The 16175-nt window shown below is 70.9% G+C and carries 13 protein-coding genes and 2 pseudogenes; 9 read left to right on the top strand and 6 right to left on the bottom strand.

Annotation, left to right across the window (positions count from 1 at the left end; all coding sequences use genetic code 11):
- The first annotated feature begins 27 nt into the window (after window positions 1–27).
- Window positions 28–1851, top strand: a complete 1824-nt coding sequence (ggt, locus tag ACTWJ9_RS04280) for a gamma-glutamyltransferase (RefSeq protein WP_443295215.1) — start codon at window positions 28–30, stop codon at window positions 1849–1851.
- 230 nt (window positions 1852–2081) lie between these two features.
- Here ggt and ACTWJ9_RS04275 read toward each other — a convergent pair whose 3' ends face one another.
- Entirely contained in the window at window positions 2082–4709 is a 2628-nt protein-coding gene (locus ACTWJ9_RS04275) for an ATP-dependent Clp protease ATP-binding subunit (RefSeq protein ID WP_443295214.1), read from the bottom strand.
- A 308-nt stretch (window positions 4710–5017) separates the two neighbouring features.
- A complete protein-coding gene (map, locus tag ACTWJ9_RS04270; protein ID WP_388705197.1) occupies window positions 5018–5785 on the bottom strand; it encodes a type I methionyl aminopeptidase in 768 nt (255 codons plus the stop codon).
- 32 nt (window positions 5786–5817) lie between these two features.
- Between map and ACTWJ9_RS04265 the strand changes: the two genes are divergently transcribed.
- Entirely contained in the window at window positions 5818–6132 is a 315-nt protein-coding gene (locus tag ACTWJ9_RS04265; RefSeq protein ID WP_279332692.1) for a helix-turn-helix domain-containing protein, read from the top strand.
- A gap of 90 nt (window positions 6133–6222) precedes the next feature.
- Here the strand turns inward: ACTWJ9_RS04265 and ACTWJ9_RS04260 are convergent, their stop codons facing one another.
- Together ACTWJ9_RS04260 and ACTWJ9_RS04255 are read right to left on the bottom strand one after the other, a co-directional pair.
- Window positions 6223–6528: a hypothetical protein gene (locus ACTWJ9_RS04260; protein ID WP_279332691.1), complete on the bottom strand. Its 306-nt coding sequence runs from the start codon at window positions 6526–6528 to the stop codon at window positions 6223–6225.
- A 78-nt stretch (window positions 6529–6606) separates the two neighbouring features.
- Window positions 6607–6768 (bottom strand): hypothetical protein, encoded by a 162-nt coding sequence (locus ACTWJ9_RS04255; RefSeq protein ID WP_279332690.1) that lies wholly within the window; start codon window positions 6766–6768, stop codon window positions 6607–6609.
- A gap of 289 nt (window positions 6769–7057) precedes the next feature.
- On the opposite strand from ACTWJ9_RS04255, the gene ACTWJ9_RS04250 reads away from it, so the two are divergent.
- The gene (locus ACTWJ9_RS04250; protein ID WP_443295213.1) at window positions 7058–8281 is read left to right on the top strand and encodes an RNA-guided endonuclease InsQ/TnpB family protein; all 1224 of its coding nucleotides are present in this window, start codon (window positions 7058–7060) and stop codon (window positions 8279–8281) included.
- A gap of 318 nt (window positions 8282–8599) precedes the next feature.
- On the opposite strand, the gene ACTWJ9_RS04245 is transcribed toward ACTWJ9_RS04250, so the two are convergent.
- Together ACTWJ9_RS04245 and tnpA are read right to left on the bottom strand one after the other, a co-directional pair.
- The gene (locus tag ACTWJ9_RS04245; RefSeq protein ID WP_443295212.1) at window positions 8600–8836 is read right to left on the bottom strand and encodes a transposase; all 237 of its coding nucleotides are present in this window, start codon (window positions 8834–8836) and stop codon (window positions 8600–8602) included.
- 165 nt (window positions 8837–9001) lie between these two features.
- Window positions 9002–9444 (bottom strand): annotated as a pseudogene (gene tnpA / locus ACTWJ9_RS04240) (IS200/IS605 family transposase).
- A 53-nt stretch (window positions 9445–9497) separates the two neighbouring features.
- Between tnpA and ACTWJ9_RS04235 the strand changes: the two are divergent.
- From ACTWJ9_RS04235 to ACTWJ9_RS04210, 6 genes and pseudogenes are all read left to right on the top strand, one after another.
- Window positions 9498–10793, top strand: coding sequence for an RNA-guided endonuclease InsQ/TnpB family protein (locus ACTWJ9_RS04235; protein ID WP_443295211.1), 1296 nt, complete (start codon window positions 9498–9500; stop codon window positions 10791–10793).
- 31 nt (window positions 10794–10824) lie between these two features.
- The gene (locus ACTWJ9_RS04230; protein WP_443295210.1) at window positions 10825–11667 is read left to right on the top strand and encodes a nitrilase-related carbon-nitrogen hydrolase; all 843 of its coding nucleotides are present in this window, start codon (window positions 10825–10827) and stop codon (window positions 11665–11667) included.
- Window positions 11664–12950 (top strand): aspartate aminotransferase family protein, encoded by a 1287-nt coding sequence (locus tag ACTWJ9_RS04225; RefSeq protein WP_279332686.1) that lies wholly within the window; start codon window positions 11664–11666, stop codon window positions 12948–12950. Before ACTWJ9_RS04230 ends, ACTWJ9_RS04225 begins: the two co-directional genes overlap by 4 nt.
- A 42-nt stretch (window positions 12951–12992) precedes the next feature.
- A pseudogene (locus ACTWJ9_RS04220) lies at window positions 12993–13466 on the top strand (amidohydrolase family protein); the annotation flags it as partial.
- A gap of 142 nt (window positions 13467–13608) precedes the next feature.
- Window positions 13609–15000: a dihydropyrimidinase gene (gene hydA, locus ACTWJ9_RS04215; RefSeq protein WP_388705181.1), complete on the top strand. Its 1392-nt coding sequence runs from the start codon at window positions 13609–13611 to the stop codon at window positions 14998–15000.
- Window positions 15001–15043: 43 nt separating this feature from the next.
- Window positions 15044–16057, top strand: coding sequence for a TIGR03842 family LLM class F420-dependent oxidoreductase (locus tag ACTWJ9_RS04210; protein WP_443295209.1), 1014 nt, complete (start codon window positions 15044–15046; stop codon window positions 16055–16057).
- Window positions 16058–16175: the final 118 nt, after the last annotated feature.

The following is a 16175-nucleotide window of genomic DNA, read 5'->3' as shown; positions in this document are numbered from 1 at the left end:
GCGGAGGGCTCTTCAACGGAGGTGCGGATGCGTTGTCCTGTCGTACGGAAACCGGTGCTCCTGGCAGTCCTGACGGCCTCCGCCGTCGTGGCGTCGGTCGGAGCGGCCGCCCCGCCCCCCGCCGCGCACGGCGGGTCCGGCGGGCCCGCCCCCAAGACACCCGTGGCGGTCGGACACGGCGGCGCGGTCTCCAGCGTCGACGCCGACGCCACCGCCGCCGGGATCGAGGTCCTCAGGAAGGGCGGGAACGCCGTCGACGCGGCCGTCGCCGTCGCCGCCGCGCTCGGCGTCACCGAGCCCTACTCGGCCGGCATCGGCGGAGGCGGCTACTTCGTCCACTACGACGCCCGCTCCCGCACCGTGCACACGATCGACGGACGCGAGAGAGCCCCGCTGACCGCCGACTCCGGCCTCTTCCTGGAGAACGGCACGCCGATCCCCTTCGCCGAGGCCGTCAGCAGCGGCCTCGGCGTCGGCACCCCCGGCACGCCGGCCACCTGGCAGCGGGCGCTGGACCAGTGGGGCAGCAAACGGCTCGACACGGTCCTGGAGCCCGCCGAGCGGCTCGCCCGCGACGGTTTCACCGTCGACGAGACCTTCCGCGCGCAGACCGCCGCCAACGAGACCCGCTTCCGCCACTTCCCCGCCACCGCCGAGCTGTTCCTGCCGGGCGGCCGGCTCCCGGTGGTCGGCTCCACCTTCAAGAACCCCGACCTCGCCCGCACCTACGCGGAGTTGCGCCGCAAGGGTGTCGACGCGCTGTACCGGGGCGGCATCGGCCGGGACATCGTGAACACGGTCAACAAGCCGCCCGTGGACCCGGGCTCCGGCTGGAACGCCCGCCCCGGCGAGCTGTCCCCCCGGGACCTCGCGGCGTACCGGGCCATATCCCAGCCGCCCACGAAGACGGCGTACCGCGGCCTGGACGTCTACTCCATCGCGCCCTCCTCCTCCGGCGGCACCACGGTCGGCGAGGCCCTCAACATCCTGGAGCGCACCGACCTCACCCGGGCCGACGACACCCGCTACCTGCACCGCCTCATCGAGGCGAGCCGCATCGCGTTCGCGGACCGGGGGCGCTGGCTCGGCGACCCCGCCTTCGAGGACGTCCCCACGAAGGAACTGCTCTCCCAGCGGTACGCCGACTCCCGCGAGTGCCTCATCGAGGACGACGCGGTCCTCACCAGCCCGCTCGCCCCCGGCGACCCGCGCGATCCCGCACCCTGCGCGACGGGGGGCACCGCGGCGCCGACGACGTACGAGGGCGAGAGCACCACGCACCTGACCACCGCCGACCGGTGGGGCAACGTCGTCGCCTACACCCTCACCATCGAGCAGACCGGCGGCAGCGGCATCACCGTGCCCGGCCGCGGGTTCCTGCTCAACAACGAGCTGACGGACTTCTCCTTCGCCCCGGCGAACCCGGCCGTGCACGACCCGAACCTGCCGAGCCCCGGCAAGCGGCCCCGGTCCTCGATCGCTCCGACGATCGTGCTCGACCGGCACGACCGGCCGGTCGTGGCGCTCGGTTCGCCCGGCGGTTCGACCATCATCACCACCGTGCTGCACACCCTCACCGGGTTCCTCGACCGAGGCCTGCCGCTGGTCGACGCGATCGCCGCGCCGCGCGCCAGCCAGCGCAACACGGCCCGCACGGACCTCGAACCCGGCTTGTACGACAGCGCGCTGCGGCAGAAGCTGGAGGCGATCGGGCACTCGTTCCAGGAGAACCCGGAGATCGGCGCGGCCACCGCCGTACAGCGGCTGCCGGACGGCCGATGGCTCGCCGCGGCGGAGCAGACCCGCCGCGGCGGCGGTTCCGCGATGGTCGTACACCCGGAGCACCGCTGACGCGGTGACGCGGTGACCGGTGATGCGGCCCGCGGGCCGGGAACGGCGCCCTCCGGCACGGTGAGCGAGGGCCGGAGGGCCGTCCCGCCACCCTCACCGCCCGGAAGCCGGCGCCTCTCCGGGCCAGGGCCCGGCCCCTGTGTCCGGGCCTGCCCTGCCTCGGTTCCGGTGCCGGGTCCGCTCTCGTCCGCTGGACCCGGCCCCGTCCGGAACGTGAGGCTCCTGTCCGCTCACTGTTCGGGAGCCTGCGGCTCCCCGCGCCAGGGCCCGGCCCCTGAGTCCGGGGCCGCCCCTGCCTCGGTTCCGGTTCCCTCGGGCTCGGTGCCGGCCCTCGCCCCGGTCCGGAACATGAGGTTCCCGTCCGCCGTGTCCACCGTCACCCGGTCGCCGCCCCGGACACTGCCGTCCAGCAGCAGCCGGGAGAGCTGGTTGTCGACCTCGCGCTGGATGGTGCGGCGCAGCGGCCGGGCCCCGTACTCGGGCTGATGGCCGCGCCGCGCCAGCCAGTCCACGGCGGAGTCGGTGAACTCGACCGTGACGCCCTGGCCCCGCAGGCCGCGCCGCGTCCCCTCCAGCAGCAGATCGGTGATCTGCCGCAGCTCCCCGGCGGTGAGCTGGCGGAACACCACCACCTCGTCGATCCGGTTGAGGAACTCGGGCCGGAAGTGCTCCCGCAGCGGCCGCAGGATCTGCTCGCGCCGCGCCTCCTCGTCCGCCTCCGCGCCGCCCGTCGCGAAGCCCAGCGTGGCACCGCGGCGGGTGATCGCCTCGGAACCGAGGTTGCTGGTCATCACGATGACGGTGTTGCTGAAGTCGACCGTCCGGCCCTGGGAATCGGTCAGCCGGCCGTCGTCCAGGACCTGGAGCAGGATGTTGAAGACGTCGGGGTGCGCCTTCTCCACCTCGTCGAGGAGCAGCAGCGAGTACGGATGCCTGCGCACCACCTCGGTCAGCTGCCCCGCCTCCTCGTGGCCGACGTACCCGGGCGGGGCACCGACCAGCCGGCTGACCGTGTGCCGCTCCTGGTACTCGCTCATGTCGAGGCGGACCATCCGGTCCTCGCTGCCGAACAGGGCCTCGGCCAGCGCCCGGGCCAGCTCCGTCTTGCCGACGCCGGTCGGCCCGAGGAACAGGAAGCTGCCGATCGGCCGGTCGGGGCTGGCGAGCCCGGCCCGGGAGCGCAGCACCGCGTCCGAGACCACCCGCACCGCCTCGTCCTGGCCGACGACCCGCTGGTGCAGGTGCTCCTCGAGGCCCAGCAGCCGGTCCTTCTCCTCCTCGGTGAGCCTGCTGACCGGGACGCCGGTCTGCCGGGAGACCACCTCCGCGATCGCCTCGGCGTCCACCACCAGACTCTGTCCCTCGTCGACCCGGCCCTCACCGCCGGCCTCGGCGATCCGCTCCTTCAGCACGCCGATGCGGTCGCGCAACTGCGTCGCCTGCTCGTACTTCTCGTCGGCGACGGCCTGGTCCTTGTCGTAGGTCAGCTGCTCCAGCTCCCGCTCCATGGCGCGTACGTCCGTGCCCTTGGTCCGGGCCCGCAGCCGAATCCGGGCGCCGGCCTGGTCGATCAGGTCGATCGCCTTGTCCGGCAGGCGGCGCTCGCTGAGGTAGCGGTCGGACAGCTCCACGGCCGCCACCAGCGCCTCGTCGGTGTAGCGGACCTGGTGGTGGGCCTCGTACCGGTCGCGCAGTCCGCGCAGGATCGCGACCGTGTCCGCAGGCGTGGGTTCCGGCACCATGACCGGCTGGAAGCGGCGGGCCAGTGCCGCGTCCTTCTCGATCCGCCGGTACTCCTCCAGCGTGGTCGCGCCCACGATGTGCAGCTCACCGCGGGCCAGCGCCGGCTTGAGGATGTTGCCGGCGTCCATCGAACCGCCCTCGCCGCCGCCTCCGGCGCCCACGACGGTGTGCAGCTCGTCGATGAAGACGATCAGCCGGTCGGAGTGGGCGCGGATCTCGTCGACGATGGTGTTCAGCCGCTCCTCGAAGTCTCCCCGGTAGCGGGTACCGGCGACCACGCCCGGCAGGTCCAGGGAGACCACCCGCCGGGTCATGAGCACATCGGGCACGTCCCCGTCGGCGATCCGCTGCGCCAGACCCTCCACCACGGCGGTCTTGCCGACGCCCGCGTCACCGATCAGCACCGGATTGTTCTTGCCGCGCCGGGAGAGCACCTCGACGGTCTGCTCGATCTCCTCCTCCCGCCCGATCACCGGGTCGATCCGGCCCTCATGGGCCAGCTCGGTCAGGTCACGGCCGTACTTGTCCAGCGTCGGCGTGCCCGTCGCGGGGCGGGGCCGCTCGGTGCGCGGCGGTGCGGCGTCCGGCGCGGCGTCCGGCAGCGGCATCCCGGCGGAGGTGAAGTGGGCCGAGTTCAGGATGTGCCCGGCGGCCGAGTCGGGGTTGGCGGCCAGGGCGCTGAGGACGTGCTCCGGGCCGATGTAGCCGGCCCCGGTCGACCGGGCCATCTCGTGGGCGTCCAGCAGCGCCCGTTTGACGGCGGGGGTCAGCGAGAGCGACGTCGGCGGCGGGGCGTCGTCCGGCCCGTGCTGGACGGGCCCGGACCGTTCGTCGATCTCCGCCGCCAGCGAGTCGGGATCCGTGCCCGTCCGACTGATCAGGTCGCGGGTCGGATCGGTGGCGAGCGCGGCGCGCAGCAGGTGCTGGGTGTCCAGGTCCCGGCTGCCGTGCTCGGCGGCGTACTGCGCGGCGCCGCGCACCAGTTCCCTGGCCGGCTGGCTCAGCAGCCGGCCGATGTCGATCTGCCGGGGGCGCGGCCCGCCGAAGAAGCGTGCGAGGAATTCTCCGAAGGGGTCCGAGCCGTAGCCCTGCGGACCCGTGAACCCGCTGCTCATGGACATCCGTTCCGGCGCCCCCGCGGGATCCCCCTGGGCCGGGCGGAACCGGGAACCCGAAGGAGCCCCGGGGCGCGCTCACTGCTCGACGTACGGTCGGTCCGGACGCGGGTGCCCGGCCGTCTCCCGGTTACACCCGTGCGTGTTCCCGCGGTGCGCAGGGTGCCCGCAGGTGTGCGTGTGGCGTGTGTGCTGCCTGCGTCGCGCTCGTAGAACACCTTCGCACGATCGCTTCGGCGCAGCACTTCGGAAGCGGGCCGGGCGGAGCAGGTCCGCGGCACGCCCGCGGGGCCTTGCGGCAGCCGGTTTCACCGGGCCGTCAGGACGCGGGGGCCGGCGGTGGTGATCGCGACGGTGTGTTCGGCGTGGGCGGCGCGCGAGCCGTCGACGGTGCGCAGGGTCCAGCCGTCGGGCGCGGTGCGAAAGCCGTCGGTGCCGCCGCCGATGAGCATGGGCTCGATCGCCAGCACCATGCCGTGCCGCAGCGGCATGCCCCGGCCCGGCCGGCCCTCGTTGGGGACGGGCGGGTCCTCGTGCATACGACGGCCGATGCCGTGCCCGCCGAAGCCGTCCAGGATGCCGTAGCCCGCCGCGCGGCACACCGTGCCGATCGCGTGCGCGATGTCCCCGATCCGGTTGCCGACGACGGCGGCCCCGATGCCCGCCGCCAGGGCCCGCTCGGCGGTCTCGACCAGCCTCACGTCGTCCGCACGGGGGGTGCCCACGAGGAAACTGATCGCCGAGTCGCCGACCCAGCCGCCCAGTTCGGCACCGAAGTCCACGGACACCAGGTCGCCGTCACGCAGCCGGTAGCCGTCCGGGACGCCGTGCACGATCGCGTCGTTGACCGACGCGCAGATGACGGCGGGGAACGGGGTCGGGGCGAAGGACGGCCGGTAGCCCAGGAAGGGCGAACCCGCACCCGCCCCGCGCAGCACCTCCCGGGCCACCTCGTCCAGTTCCAGCAGGGACACCCCCACCCCGGCGGCCTTCCGCACGGCCTTCAGGGCGTCCGCGACGACCTGGCCCGCCTCGTACATCGCGTCGATCGACCTGTCGGTCTTCAGCTCCACCATGCCAATTACTATACCGGTATTAGAATGACGGCATGGTGCGCACCCCTCTCACCCCCGAAGAACGTGAACGCGGCGAGCGGCTCGGCCGGCTGCTGCGGGAGGCGCGCGGCGACCGGAGCATGACGCGGGTCGCGGCGAGCGCGGGCATCTCCCCGGAGACCCTCCGGAAGATCGAGACCGGGCGGGCCCCCACCCCGGCGTTCTTCACGGTGGCCGCCCTCGCCCGCGCGCTCGACCTGTCGATGGACGAACTGGTGAACCGCTGCGCCCCGGCCGCACCGCCCGCCGGGCCGGCGGCCGTGCCCTCCGTCCCGCCGCCCGCCGTGCCGCCGCCGGTCGCCGCCTGAGCCCGGGGCCGGGACTCGCCCACCGGAGTGCGAATCATGATCGACCCCGCGGGTTGGCGACGATGGTCTTGGCAAGGCCGCCCGAGAGGCTTACCGGGTTCCTTGCAGAAAGCCCCGGCGTGAAGGACTCCGTTGGGAAATCCGTGAATCGGCCGTGTGGGCGGCGTTGTTGCGCGGGCCGGCCATGACGCGCGGGAGCCGGCCGATATGGATCTTGGAGTCGTCCTCGCGGAAGGTGCGGTCCCGGACGTGGTGCAGAAGATTTTCGATCTTCCAGTGCCCTCTGATCCACGCGGCGAGCTGAGCGCCGCTCACGGCTCCCGGCGGCAGGCTGGTGAGCAGGTAGACGCGCTCGATGGTGAGCTTTCCGCTGCTGAAGTCCTTGCGCCGGCGCACGACCTGGAGGGCCTGGTGGGCGTCGGGATGGTCGATGTGCGCGAAGGCAGCGGTCTTCAGGCGGTGGTGGGTCCGGGTTCACTCGTGGTGGTCGAGCGTGATCTCGCGCCGGGGCAGGCAGCGGACGCGGTCGAACAGGGTGGGGTGGTTGGCCTTGACCTGGGCGATGTAGTGGGCGCCGCGTTCGCGGAGGTAGGTGGCGTGGGCGTGCTGGGTGTGCAGGGCATCGGCGGTGATCACCTGGTCTCTTGCGAGGAGGCCCCGGCGTTCACGCCGGGGTGGGGGCACCTCCCGCTTGCGGGGGAGAATCGCATTCCGCGACAGCGGCGCGGGACGTCGCGGCGTCCTGCCCCCTCTGAGCATGGAGTGCCGCTGTGGCTTGCCCGGTGGGACCGGGGCAGGCGAACGTGTGTGCCGGTGTTCGCTGGTGGGGGTGGTCGGGGCGGGAGAGGGGTGCGGGTGTGCGGATCTCGTGCGTACGGTCGCCTCGCAGGGTCGGCGCGGCCGGAATGCGGGAGGGGGTGAGGGTGTGGCGCACGCAGCAGGGGCCGACAGGACGGGGCATGCCCGGTACACCTACCGGCTGCGGGTGTCGTCGACCGCCCGCACCGCCCTGCTCGCCGAGTGGGACCGCTGCCGCTGGGTGTGGAACGAATGCGTGGCCAAGTCCCGCCAGGTGCACGCCCACAACAAGGTGCACCCGGACGATGGGCTGACGTGCGGTCCGGCCCGGCTCGACAAGATGCTGACCGAGGCCCGTGCCCGTACGCCATGGCTCCGCGACGGCGCGAGCGTCCCCCAGCAGCAGACCGTCCGGGACTTCGCCACGGCTCGTTCCAAGGCGCTGAAGGACATCGACAAGCGTCTCCCGGTGAAGCGACGTGCGGGAATGCCGCGCCACAAGAAGAAGCGCGAGGCCGCCCCGAGCCTGAACTACACCACCCGGGGCTTACGCCTGAAGGACGGCCGTCTGCACCTGGCAGGCAAGATCGCCCTGACGGTGGTGTGGTCGCGGGACCTGCCCTGCGCACCCTCGTCGGTGCGGGTGTACCGGGACAGCGTCGGCCACTGGTACGCGTCGTTCGTCGTCGCCACCGAAGCCCAGCCGCTCCCGGCCACGGGCGCTGTGATCGGCGTGGACTGGGGCGTCCAGCAGACTGCGACCACCACGTCCGACGCGCACGACCTGCCGCACGCCGAACACGGCAAGCGGGCCGCGCAGCGCCTCGCCCGCTATCAGCGGATGATGGCCCGCCGCAAGCCCGCCCGCGGGCAGGCCGCGTCCAAGGGTTACCGGCGGGCGCAGGCCCAGGCCGCGAGACTGCACAAGAAGGTGGCCCGGCAGCGGCAGGACACCGCCCGCAAGTGGGCCAAACGCGTCGTGACCGACCACGACGCCGTCGCCGTCGAGGACTTCCGGCCGAAGTTCCTCGCCCGCACCACCATGGCCCGCAAGGCCGCCGACGCCGCGATCGGCGCCACCAAACAGGCCCTGATCGAGATGGGCCGCAAGCACGGGCGGGACGTCCGCCTGGTGCACCCCGCGCACACCACCATGGACTGTGCGTCGTGCGGAGCGAGAACCAAGCACGCACTTCCTCTCTCGGAACGTACCTACACCTGCACCGCCTGCCAGGCCGTCTCCCCCAGAGACAAGAACTCCGCACGCGTGATGCTGGTCCGGGCTGGTCTCAACCCGGCTGGTGCCGAGGGCACAAGACCGCCGGGAGCGCTGCTCCCGGCGGCAGCCTGAGCCAGGAATCCCCCTCCTTCTCCAGGAGGGGGAGGATGTCAATGAGGTGGGTTTTGTAGCCGCACCAGCCCGAGCCTCGCTTGAGGCCGTAGCGGGCGTCGGGGCCGTAGGGCGAGGAGAGCCGGCGTTCGCCAGCGCGTGTGTGGAGTCGGTGCGCTGACGTCCTTTGGACCGCAGCAGCCCCAACGCGGGGATCCGCTCCAGTACCAAGTCCAGAACCTTCGCCTCCAGACCGTGCGCGATCAGCCGGGTACGGAAGCCGCTCAGGACGGAGAAATCGAACCCGGGGTCGTCCAACTCAAGGCCGAGGAGGTATTTTCAGTCCATGCGGGCCCGCACCTGGCCAGCGGCCTGCCGGTCAGTGAGGCCCTCGGCATATCGCAGGACCGAAACCAGCGCCAGCGCACCGGGCGGCACGGCCGGACGCCCCCGTGTTGCGAACGCCTCGGCGAAGGACCCGTCCTCGAACAGCGGGCCGAGAGCTTCCCGCACCCGCACCGCGAGCGAGCCCTTGGGGAACGACGCCCGCACCACCCGAGCGGTCAGCTTCGGCACCCCACAGTCATCCCACGACTCCAACGACACCCAGCCCACCTTTCGCTCCGACGAACAGAACGATCATGCCGACTTCAACGAGTCAACGAGGCCGGTTTACGGATTTCCCAACGGTGTCGTTCACGCCGGGGATGAATGCATCTCAGGGCCGTTCTGAGGTGCACTTCAGAGCGGACGTTTCTGCTGCTCCATGTGCTGACGGACGATCGCCAACGGCGCCCCATCGCACGACGCGGAGAAATACGAGGGTGACCACAGGTGCCCGTGCAGGACGGCGCGGTTAATGTGGCCGGTGAACTCTCCCCCGGCCTGCGGCTGGGAGGTGTCCCCAGCCGTATCCGGCGAGCTAAGACGCCTTCGAGGCTGTTGACCAGCTTGGAGACGGCGACCCTGGGCGGATAGTGCACCAGGAGGTGGACGTGATCACGTTCGCCGTTGAACTCCTTCGGCTCCGCCTCGAAGTCCTCGCGCACCTTGCGCATGATCTCTTCGCAACGCGCCGGCATCTCGTCGTCGAACACCCCGCGCCGGTCCTCCGTCACGAAGACCAAGCGCGCATGCAGCGCCGAAACCACCTTTCGGCCACGCCCGCACTCCGCGCCTGCCAGGCTTTTGGCCGTTCCACCCCTTGATGAGACGAATCGTAGTAGCGTCATGGTTTATGCAGCTTCGCTACAACTACCGCGCCTACCCCGACGCCGCCCAGCGCCATGCGCTGGCGCGGGCGTTCGGATGCGCCCGGGTGGTGTGGAACGACTGCCTGCGCGACCGCAGGGAAGCGCACGCGGCGGGGCTGCCGTACGTGACGTCGGCCGAGCTGTCCCGGCTGCGCATCACGCAGGCCAAGCGCACCGGGGAACGGGCCTGGCTCGCCGACGTCTCCGCGGTCGTCCTGCAGCAGTCCCTGCGGGACCTGGATGCCGCCTACCGGAACTTCTTCGACTCGCTCACCGGTAAGCGGCGGGGCCGCAAGGCCGGGCCGCCCCGCTACAAGTCGAAGAAGGACACCCGGCAGTCGATCCGCCTCAACACCAACGCCTTCTCCCTGCAGGAGAACGGTACGGTGTATGTGGCCAAGGTCGGCCATCTCAAGGTCACATGGTCACGCCGGCTTCCGGCCGCGCCCACGTCCCTGACCGTCACCCGGGACAGCTGTGGCCGGTACTTCCTCAGCTTCGTCGTGGACACCGCACCGGACATCCTCCCGGACGTGGAGACCGAAGCCGGGATTGATCTCGGCCTGTCCGCCTTCGCCGTGCTGTCCGACGGGCGCAAGATCGTCTCCCTGAGGTTTCTGCGCCGGGCGGAGAAGAAGCTCAAGCGGCTTCAGCGGGAGCTGTCCCGCACGCAGAAAGGGTCGAAGAACCGGGCCAAGGCCCGCAGCAGGGTCGCACGCCAGCACGCCAGGGTGGCCGACCGGCGCCGGGACTTCCACCACCAGGCCTCCACTCAGATCATCCGCGACAACCAAGCGGTGTACGTGGAAGACCTCGCGGTGTCCGGTCTCGCACGCACCCGGCTCGCCAAGTCGGTGCACGACGCGGGATGGTCCGCGTTCGTCGGCATGCTGGAGTACAAGGCGGTCAAGCACGGCCGTACCTTCGCCAGGGTGGGCCGGGCTTTCCCGTCCTCCCAGGTCTGCTCGGCCTGTGGATTTCGGGACGGGCCGAAGCCTCTCCACGTCCGGCAGTGGACGTGCAGCAAGTGCGGCACGGTGCACGACCGCGACCACAACGCAGCCCGCAACGTCCTCTTCGAAGGACGCCGTATCGTCGCCGCCGGACGGGCGGAGACACCAAACGCCTGTGGAGCGCCGGTAAGACGGGCACCCGTGCCCGCACAGCGCGGTGAAGCAGGAAGCCCCCGGAAGGGCCGGACGGCCCAGGCCGGAATCCCTGGACTTCAGGCCAGGGAGCACGTCAAGTTCGTCCCTCTACGACCGTTTCTACGGGTGTAGAGGCGCTGACGTCGCGTCGAAGGAGTAGCTCATGGCACACGTCGTACGTGCCGCCCTGGTCCAGGCCACCTGGACCGGCGACACGGAGTCCATGGTGGCGAAACACGAGGAGCACGCCCGCGAGGCGGCTCGACAGGGTGCGAAGATCATCGGGTTCCAGGAGGTCTTCAACGCCCCCTACTTCTGCCAGGTCCAGGACGCCGAGCACTACCGCTGGGCCGAACCCGTGCCCGACGGGCCGACCGTCCGCCGGATGCGGGAACTGGCCCGCGAGACCGGCATGGTGATCGTCGTGCCGGTGTTCGAGGTCGAGCAGTCGGGGTTCTACTACAACACCGCGGTCGTGATCGACGCCGACGGCACCGTCCTCGGCAAGTACCGCAAGCACCACATCCCCCAGGTCAAGGGGTTCTGGGAGAAGTTCTACTTCAAGCCCGGCAACCTCGGCTGGCCCGTCTTCGACACCGCCGTCGGCAAGGTCGGCGTCTACATCTGCTACGACCGCCACTTCCCGGAGGGCTGGCGGCAACTCGGGCTGAACGGAGCCCAGTTGGTCTACAACCCGTCGGCCACGCACCGCGGCCTCTCGGCCCACCTCTGGCAGCTGGAGCAGCCGGCCGCGGCCGTCGCCAACGAGTACTTCGTCGCCGCGATCAACCGGGTGGGCCAGGAGGAGTACGGGGACAACGACTTCTACGGAACCTCGTACTTCGTCGACCCCCGCGGCCAGTTCGTCGGCGACGTCGCCGACGACAGCAAGGAGGAACTCGTGGTCCGGGACCTCGACTTCGACCTCATCGAGGACGTACGGCAGCAGTGGGCGTTCTACCGCGACCGCCGCCCCGACGCCTACGAGGGGCTGGTGCGGCCGTGACCGACGACCTGCTGGGCCGCCACCGCTCCGTGCTCCCCGACTGGCTCGCCCTCTACTACGAGGAGCCCATCGAGATCACCCACGGCGAGGGCCGCCACGTCTGGGACTCCGCGGGCAACCGGTACCTCGACTTCTTCGGCGGCATCCTCACCACCATGACCGCCCACGCCCTGCCCGAGGTGACGAAGGCGGTCGCCGAGCAGGCCGGGCGGATCATCCACTCCTCCACCCTCTACCTCGACCGGCAGATGGTCGAACTCGCCGAACGAGTAGCCCAGTTGAGCGGCATCCCGGATGCCCGGGTCTTCTTCACCACCTCCGGCACCGAGGCCAACGACACCGCCCTGCTGCTCGCCACCACCTACCGGCGCGGCAACTCGGTCCTGGCGATGCGCAACAGCTACCACGGCCGCTCCTTCAGCGCGGTCGGCGTCACCGGCAACCGGGGCTGGTCCCCGACCTCGCTGTCCCCGCTGCAGACCCTGTACGTGCACGGCGGCGTGCGCACCCGGGGCCCGTACGCCTCGCTCGGCGACGACGACTTCATCGCGGCCTGCGTCGACGACCTCAAGGACCTGCTCGGCCACACCCGCCCGCCCGCGGCGCTGATCGCCGAGCCGATCCAGGGCGTCGGCGGCTTCACCTCACCGCCCGACGGGCTGTACGCGGCGTTCCGCGAGGTGCTGAACGCACACGGCATCCTGTGGATCTCCGACGAGGTGCAGACCGGCTGGGGCCGCACCGGCGAGCACTTCTGGGGCTGGCAGGCCCACGCGCGCAGCGGCCCGCCCGACATCGTGACCTTCGCCAAGGGCATCGGCAACGGCATGTCCATCGGCGGTGTCATCGCCCGCGCCGAGATCATGAACTGCCTGGACGCCAACAGCATCTCGACGTTCGGCGGCACCCAGGTCACCATGGCGGCCGGCCTGGCCAACCTCACCTACCTGCTGGAGCACGACCTGCAGGGCAACGCCCGGCGGGTCGGCGGCATGCTCCTGGAACGCCTGCGGGCCGTCGCCGCCCAGGTGCCCGGGGTACGGGAGGTGCGCGGGCGCGGGCTGATGATCGGCGTCGAGCTGACGAAACCGGGCACCGACGAGGCCGACCCGCGGGCCGCCTCCGCCGTGCTGGAGGCCGCCCGCCGGGGCGGACTGCTCATCGGCAAGGGCGGCGGCCACAACACCAGCGCCCTGCGCATCGCCCCACCGCTCTCCCTCAACGTGGCGGAGGCCGAGGAGGGGGCCGCGATCCTCGAGCACGCGCTGCGGAGCGCACCGTAGCGACCCGCACCTCTCCACCACCGTCCAGCGGAGGGTCACCGCATGAGCCGTACCGTCATCCGTGGCGGCCTCGTCATCACCGCCTCCGACGAGATCCACGCCGACGTCCTGATCGAGGGCGGCCGCATCGCCGCCCTCGCCGCCTCCGGCACCCCGGCCGCCGCCGCGTTCACCGACGGCCGGGTCATCGACGCCACCGGCAAGTACGTCATCCCGGGCGGTGTCGACGCCCACACCCACATGGAGCTGCCGTTCGGCGGAACCTTCGCCTCCGACACCTTCGAGACCGGCACCCGGGCCGCCGCCTGGGGCGGCACCACCACCGTCGTCGACTTCGCGGTGCAGAGCGTCGGCCGCTCCCTGCGCGAAGGGCTGGACGCCTGGCACGCCAAGGCCGAGGGCAACTGCGCCGTCGACTACGGCTTCCACATGATCGTCTCCGACGTGAACCCGAAGACACTGAAGGAAATGGACCTTCTGGTGGAAGAAGGGATCACGTCATTCAAGAGTTTCATTCGGCCGCGTGACCAGGGGTTTTCTAGCGGAGTAGGCCGTGTGCCGTGCGAGATGGCGGCGTGAGGGGGCGGGTGGGCCGGGGCGTGGTCCCGGCCTGTGTCAGTGGTGGCGTGGTCGGCGGGTATGAAGGGATGGCTGGGAAATGACTCGGACTCTGATTACCGGTGGTCTTGTGATCACGGCCGCGGACGAGGTGCACGCGGATGTGCTGATCGAGCACGGCCGGGTGGTGGCGTTGGCGGCGCCGGGGACGCAGGAGTGGACGGCTGACCGTGTTATCGACGCGTCGCAGAAGTACGTGATCCCGGGCGGGGTCGACGCGCACACGCATATGGAGCTGCCGTTCGGTGGGACGTTCGCTTCGGACACGTTCGAGACGGGGACGCGGGCGGCGGCGTGGGGCGGGACGACGACGATCGTTGATTTCGCGGTGCAGTCAAAGGGCCGTTCGCTGCAGGCCGGCCTGGATGCCTGGCTGGAGAAGGCGGACGGGAAGTGCGCGATCGACTACGCGTTCCACATGATCATGTCGGACGTGAACGAGGCGACGCTCAAGGAGATGCCGAAGCTCATCGAGCATGGCATTTCCTCGTTCAAATTGTTTATGGCCTATCCGGGGGTCTTTTATTCGGATGACGGCCAGATCCTGCGGGCGATGCAGGTTGCTGGTGACACGGCCGGTCTGATCATGATGCACGCGGAGAACGGCATCGCGATCGACGTCCTGGTGGAGCAGGCCCTGGCCCGCGGCGAGACCGATCCGCGCCATCACGGGGAGGTCCGCAAGACGCTCCTTGAGGCGGAGGCGACCCACCGGGCGATCCAGCTCGCCCGGGTGGCCGGCGCGCCGCTCTACGTCGTCCACGTCTCGGCCCAGGAGGCGGTGGCGGAGCTGGCGGCGGCGAGGGACATGGGGCTGCCGGTGTTCGGCGAGACCTGCCCGCAGTACCTGTTCCTGTCGACGGACAATCTGGCGGAGCCGGACTTCGAGGGCGCCAAGTACGTGTGCTCGACGCCGCTGAGGCCGAAGGAGCATCAGGCGGCGCTGTGGCGGGGTCTGCGGACGAACGACCTCCAGGTGGTGTCGACGGATCACTGCCCGTTCTGCTTCGTGGGCCAGAAGGAGCTGGGCCGGGGCGACTTCTCGAAGATCCCCAATGGCCTGCCTGGCGTCGAGAACAGGATGGACCTGCTGCACCAGGCTGTCGTCGAAGGGCACATCTCACGCCGCCGCTGGATCGAGATCGCCTGTGCGACCCCGGCCCGGATGTTCGGCCTCTACCCGCAGAAGGGCACGATCGCGCCGGGCGCCGACGCCGACGTGGTGATCTACGACCCGCACGTCACCCAGACGCTCTCGGCCGAGACTCACCACATGAACGTCGACTATTCGGCGTACGAGGGGAAGACGGTGACCGGCCAGGTCGAGACCGTGCTCTCGCGGGGTGAGGTCGTCATCGACCAGCGCAAGTACGTCGGTCACGCCGGCCACGGCACGTTCGTCCCGCGCTCCACCTGCCAGTACCTGGGCTGACCCCCAGGACCTCCCCGCACCGATTCGAACTGGAGGTCCCGCGTTGGACTTCGGACTCGTCCTGCAGACCGACCCGCCGGCGTCGCAGGTCGTCGGGCTGATGCGCCGGGCGGAGCGCAACGGCTTCCGCTACGGCTGGACCTTCGACTCGGCCGTGCTGTGGCAGGAGCCCTTCGTCATCTACAGCCGGATCCTGGAACACACCACGAAGCTGCACGTGGGTCCGATGGTGACGAATCCCGGCACCCGCACCTGGGAGGTCACGGCCTCCACCTTCGCCACCCTCAACGACATGTACGGCAACCGGACCGTCTGCGGCATCGGCCGCGGCGACTCCGCGATGCGGGTCGCCGGCCGCAGGCCCAACACCCTGGCCCGCCTGGGCGAGGCGATCGACGTCATCCGCGACCTCGCCGAGGGCCGGGAGGCGCTGGTCGACGGCAACCCGGTCCGCATCCCGTGGATCAAGAACGGCAGGCTGCCGGTCTGGATGGCCGCGTACGGCCCGAAGGCGCTGGCGCTCGCCGGCCAGAAGGCCGACGGCTTCATCCTCCAGCTCGCCGACCCCTTCCTCACCGAATGGATGGTCAAGGCGGTACGGAAGGCGGCCCAGGACTCCGGCCGGGACCCCGGCGCCCTCACGATCTGCGTCGCCGCGCCCGCATATGTCACGGCCGACGACTCGCCCGATGCCCTGGCGCACGCCCGGGACCAGTGCCGGTGGTTCGGCGGCATGGTCGGCAACCACGTCGCCGACCTCGTCGCCAAGTACGGCGAGCACTCCGCCATGGTCCCCGACGAGCTCACCACGTACATCAAGGACCGCCACGGCTACGACTACAGCCACCACGGCCGCGCCGACAACCCGTCCACCGACTTCGTCCCCGACGAGATCGTCGACCGCTTCTGCCTCCTCGGCCCCACCGAGGCCCACATCGACAAGCTCCGGCACCTCAAGGACCTGGGCGTCGACCAGTTCGCCGTCTACGACATGCACGACAACCGCGAAGCCACCATCGACGCCTACGGCACCGACATCATCCCCGCCCTTCGCTGACGAAGTTGTTAGGTCCAGGCGCCGATGCAGCTGAACGGCGGCCATCCACCTGTTCCCGATGACGTCGCACGTGGAGTGCGTGGCGGTCTTGGAGTCCGCATGAAGGAGCTCTGACCTG

It is taken from the genome of Streptomyces sp. GDS52 (assembly GCF_052246875.1).
GTDB classification, from domain to species: Bacteria; Actinomycetota; Actinomycetes; order Streptomycetales; family Streptomycetaceae; genus Streptomyces; species Streptomyces cathayae.
This window is presented reverse-complemented; position numbering and strand designations above follow the sequence as displayed.

Excerpts from the sequence above, each read along its gene's own strand:
- hydA (WP_388705181.1), top strand. The coding sequence starts at position 13,609 with ATGACTCGGACTCTGATTACCGGTGGTCTTGTGATCACGGCCGCGGAC.
- ggt (WP_443295215.1), top strand. The coding sequence starts at position 28 with ATGCGTTGTCCTGTCGTACGGAAACCGGTGCTCCTGGCAGTCCTGACG.
- map (WP_388705197.1), bottom strand. The coding sequence starts at position 5,785 with ATGGTGGAGCTGAAGACCGACAGGTCGATCGACGCGATGTACGAGGCG.
- ACTWJ9_RS04265 (WP_279332692.1), top strand. The coding sequence starts at position 5,818 with ATGGTGCGCACCCCTCTCACCCCCGAAGAACGTGAACGCGGCGAGCGG.
- ACTWJ9_RS04275 (WP_443295214.1), bottom strand. The coding sequence starts at position 4,709 with ATGAGCAGCGGGTTCACGGGTCCGCAGGGCTACGGCTCGGACCCCTTC.
- ACTWJ9_RS04230 (WP_443295210.1), top strand. The coding sequence starts at position 10,825 with ATGGCACACGTCGTACGTGCCGCCCTGGTCCAGGCCACCTGGACCGGC.
- ACTWJ9_RS04235 (WP_443295211.1), top strand. The coding sequence starts at position 9,498 with ATGCAGCTTCGCTACAACTACCGCGCCTACCCCGACGCCGCCCAGCGC.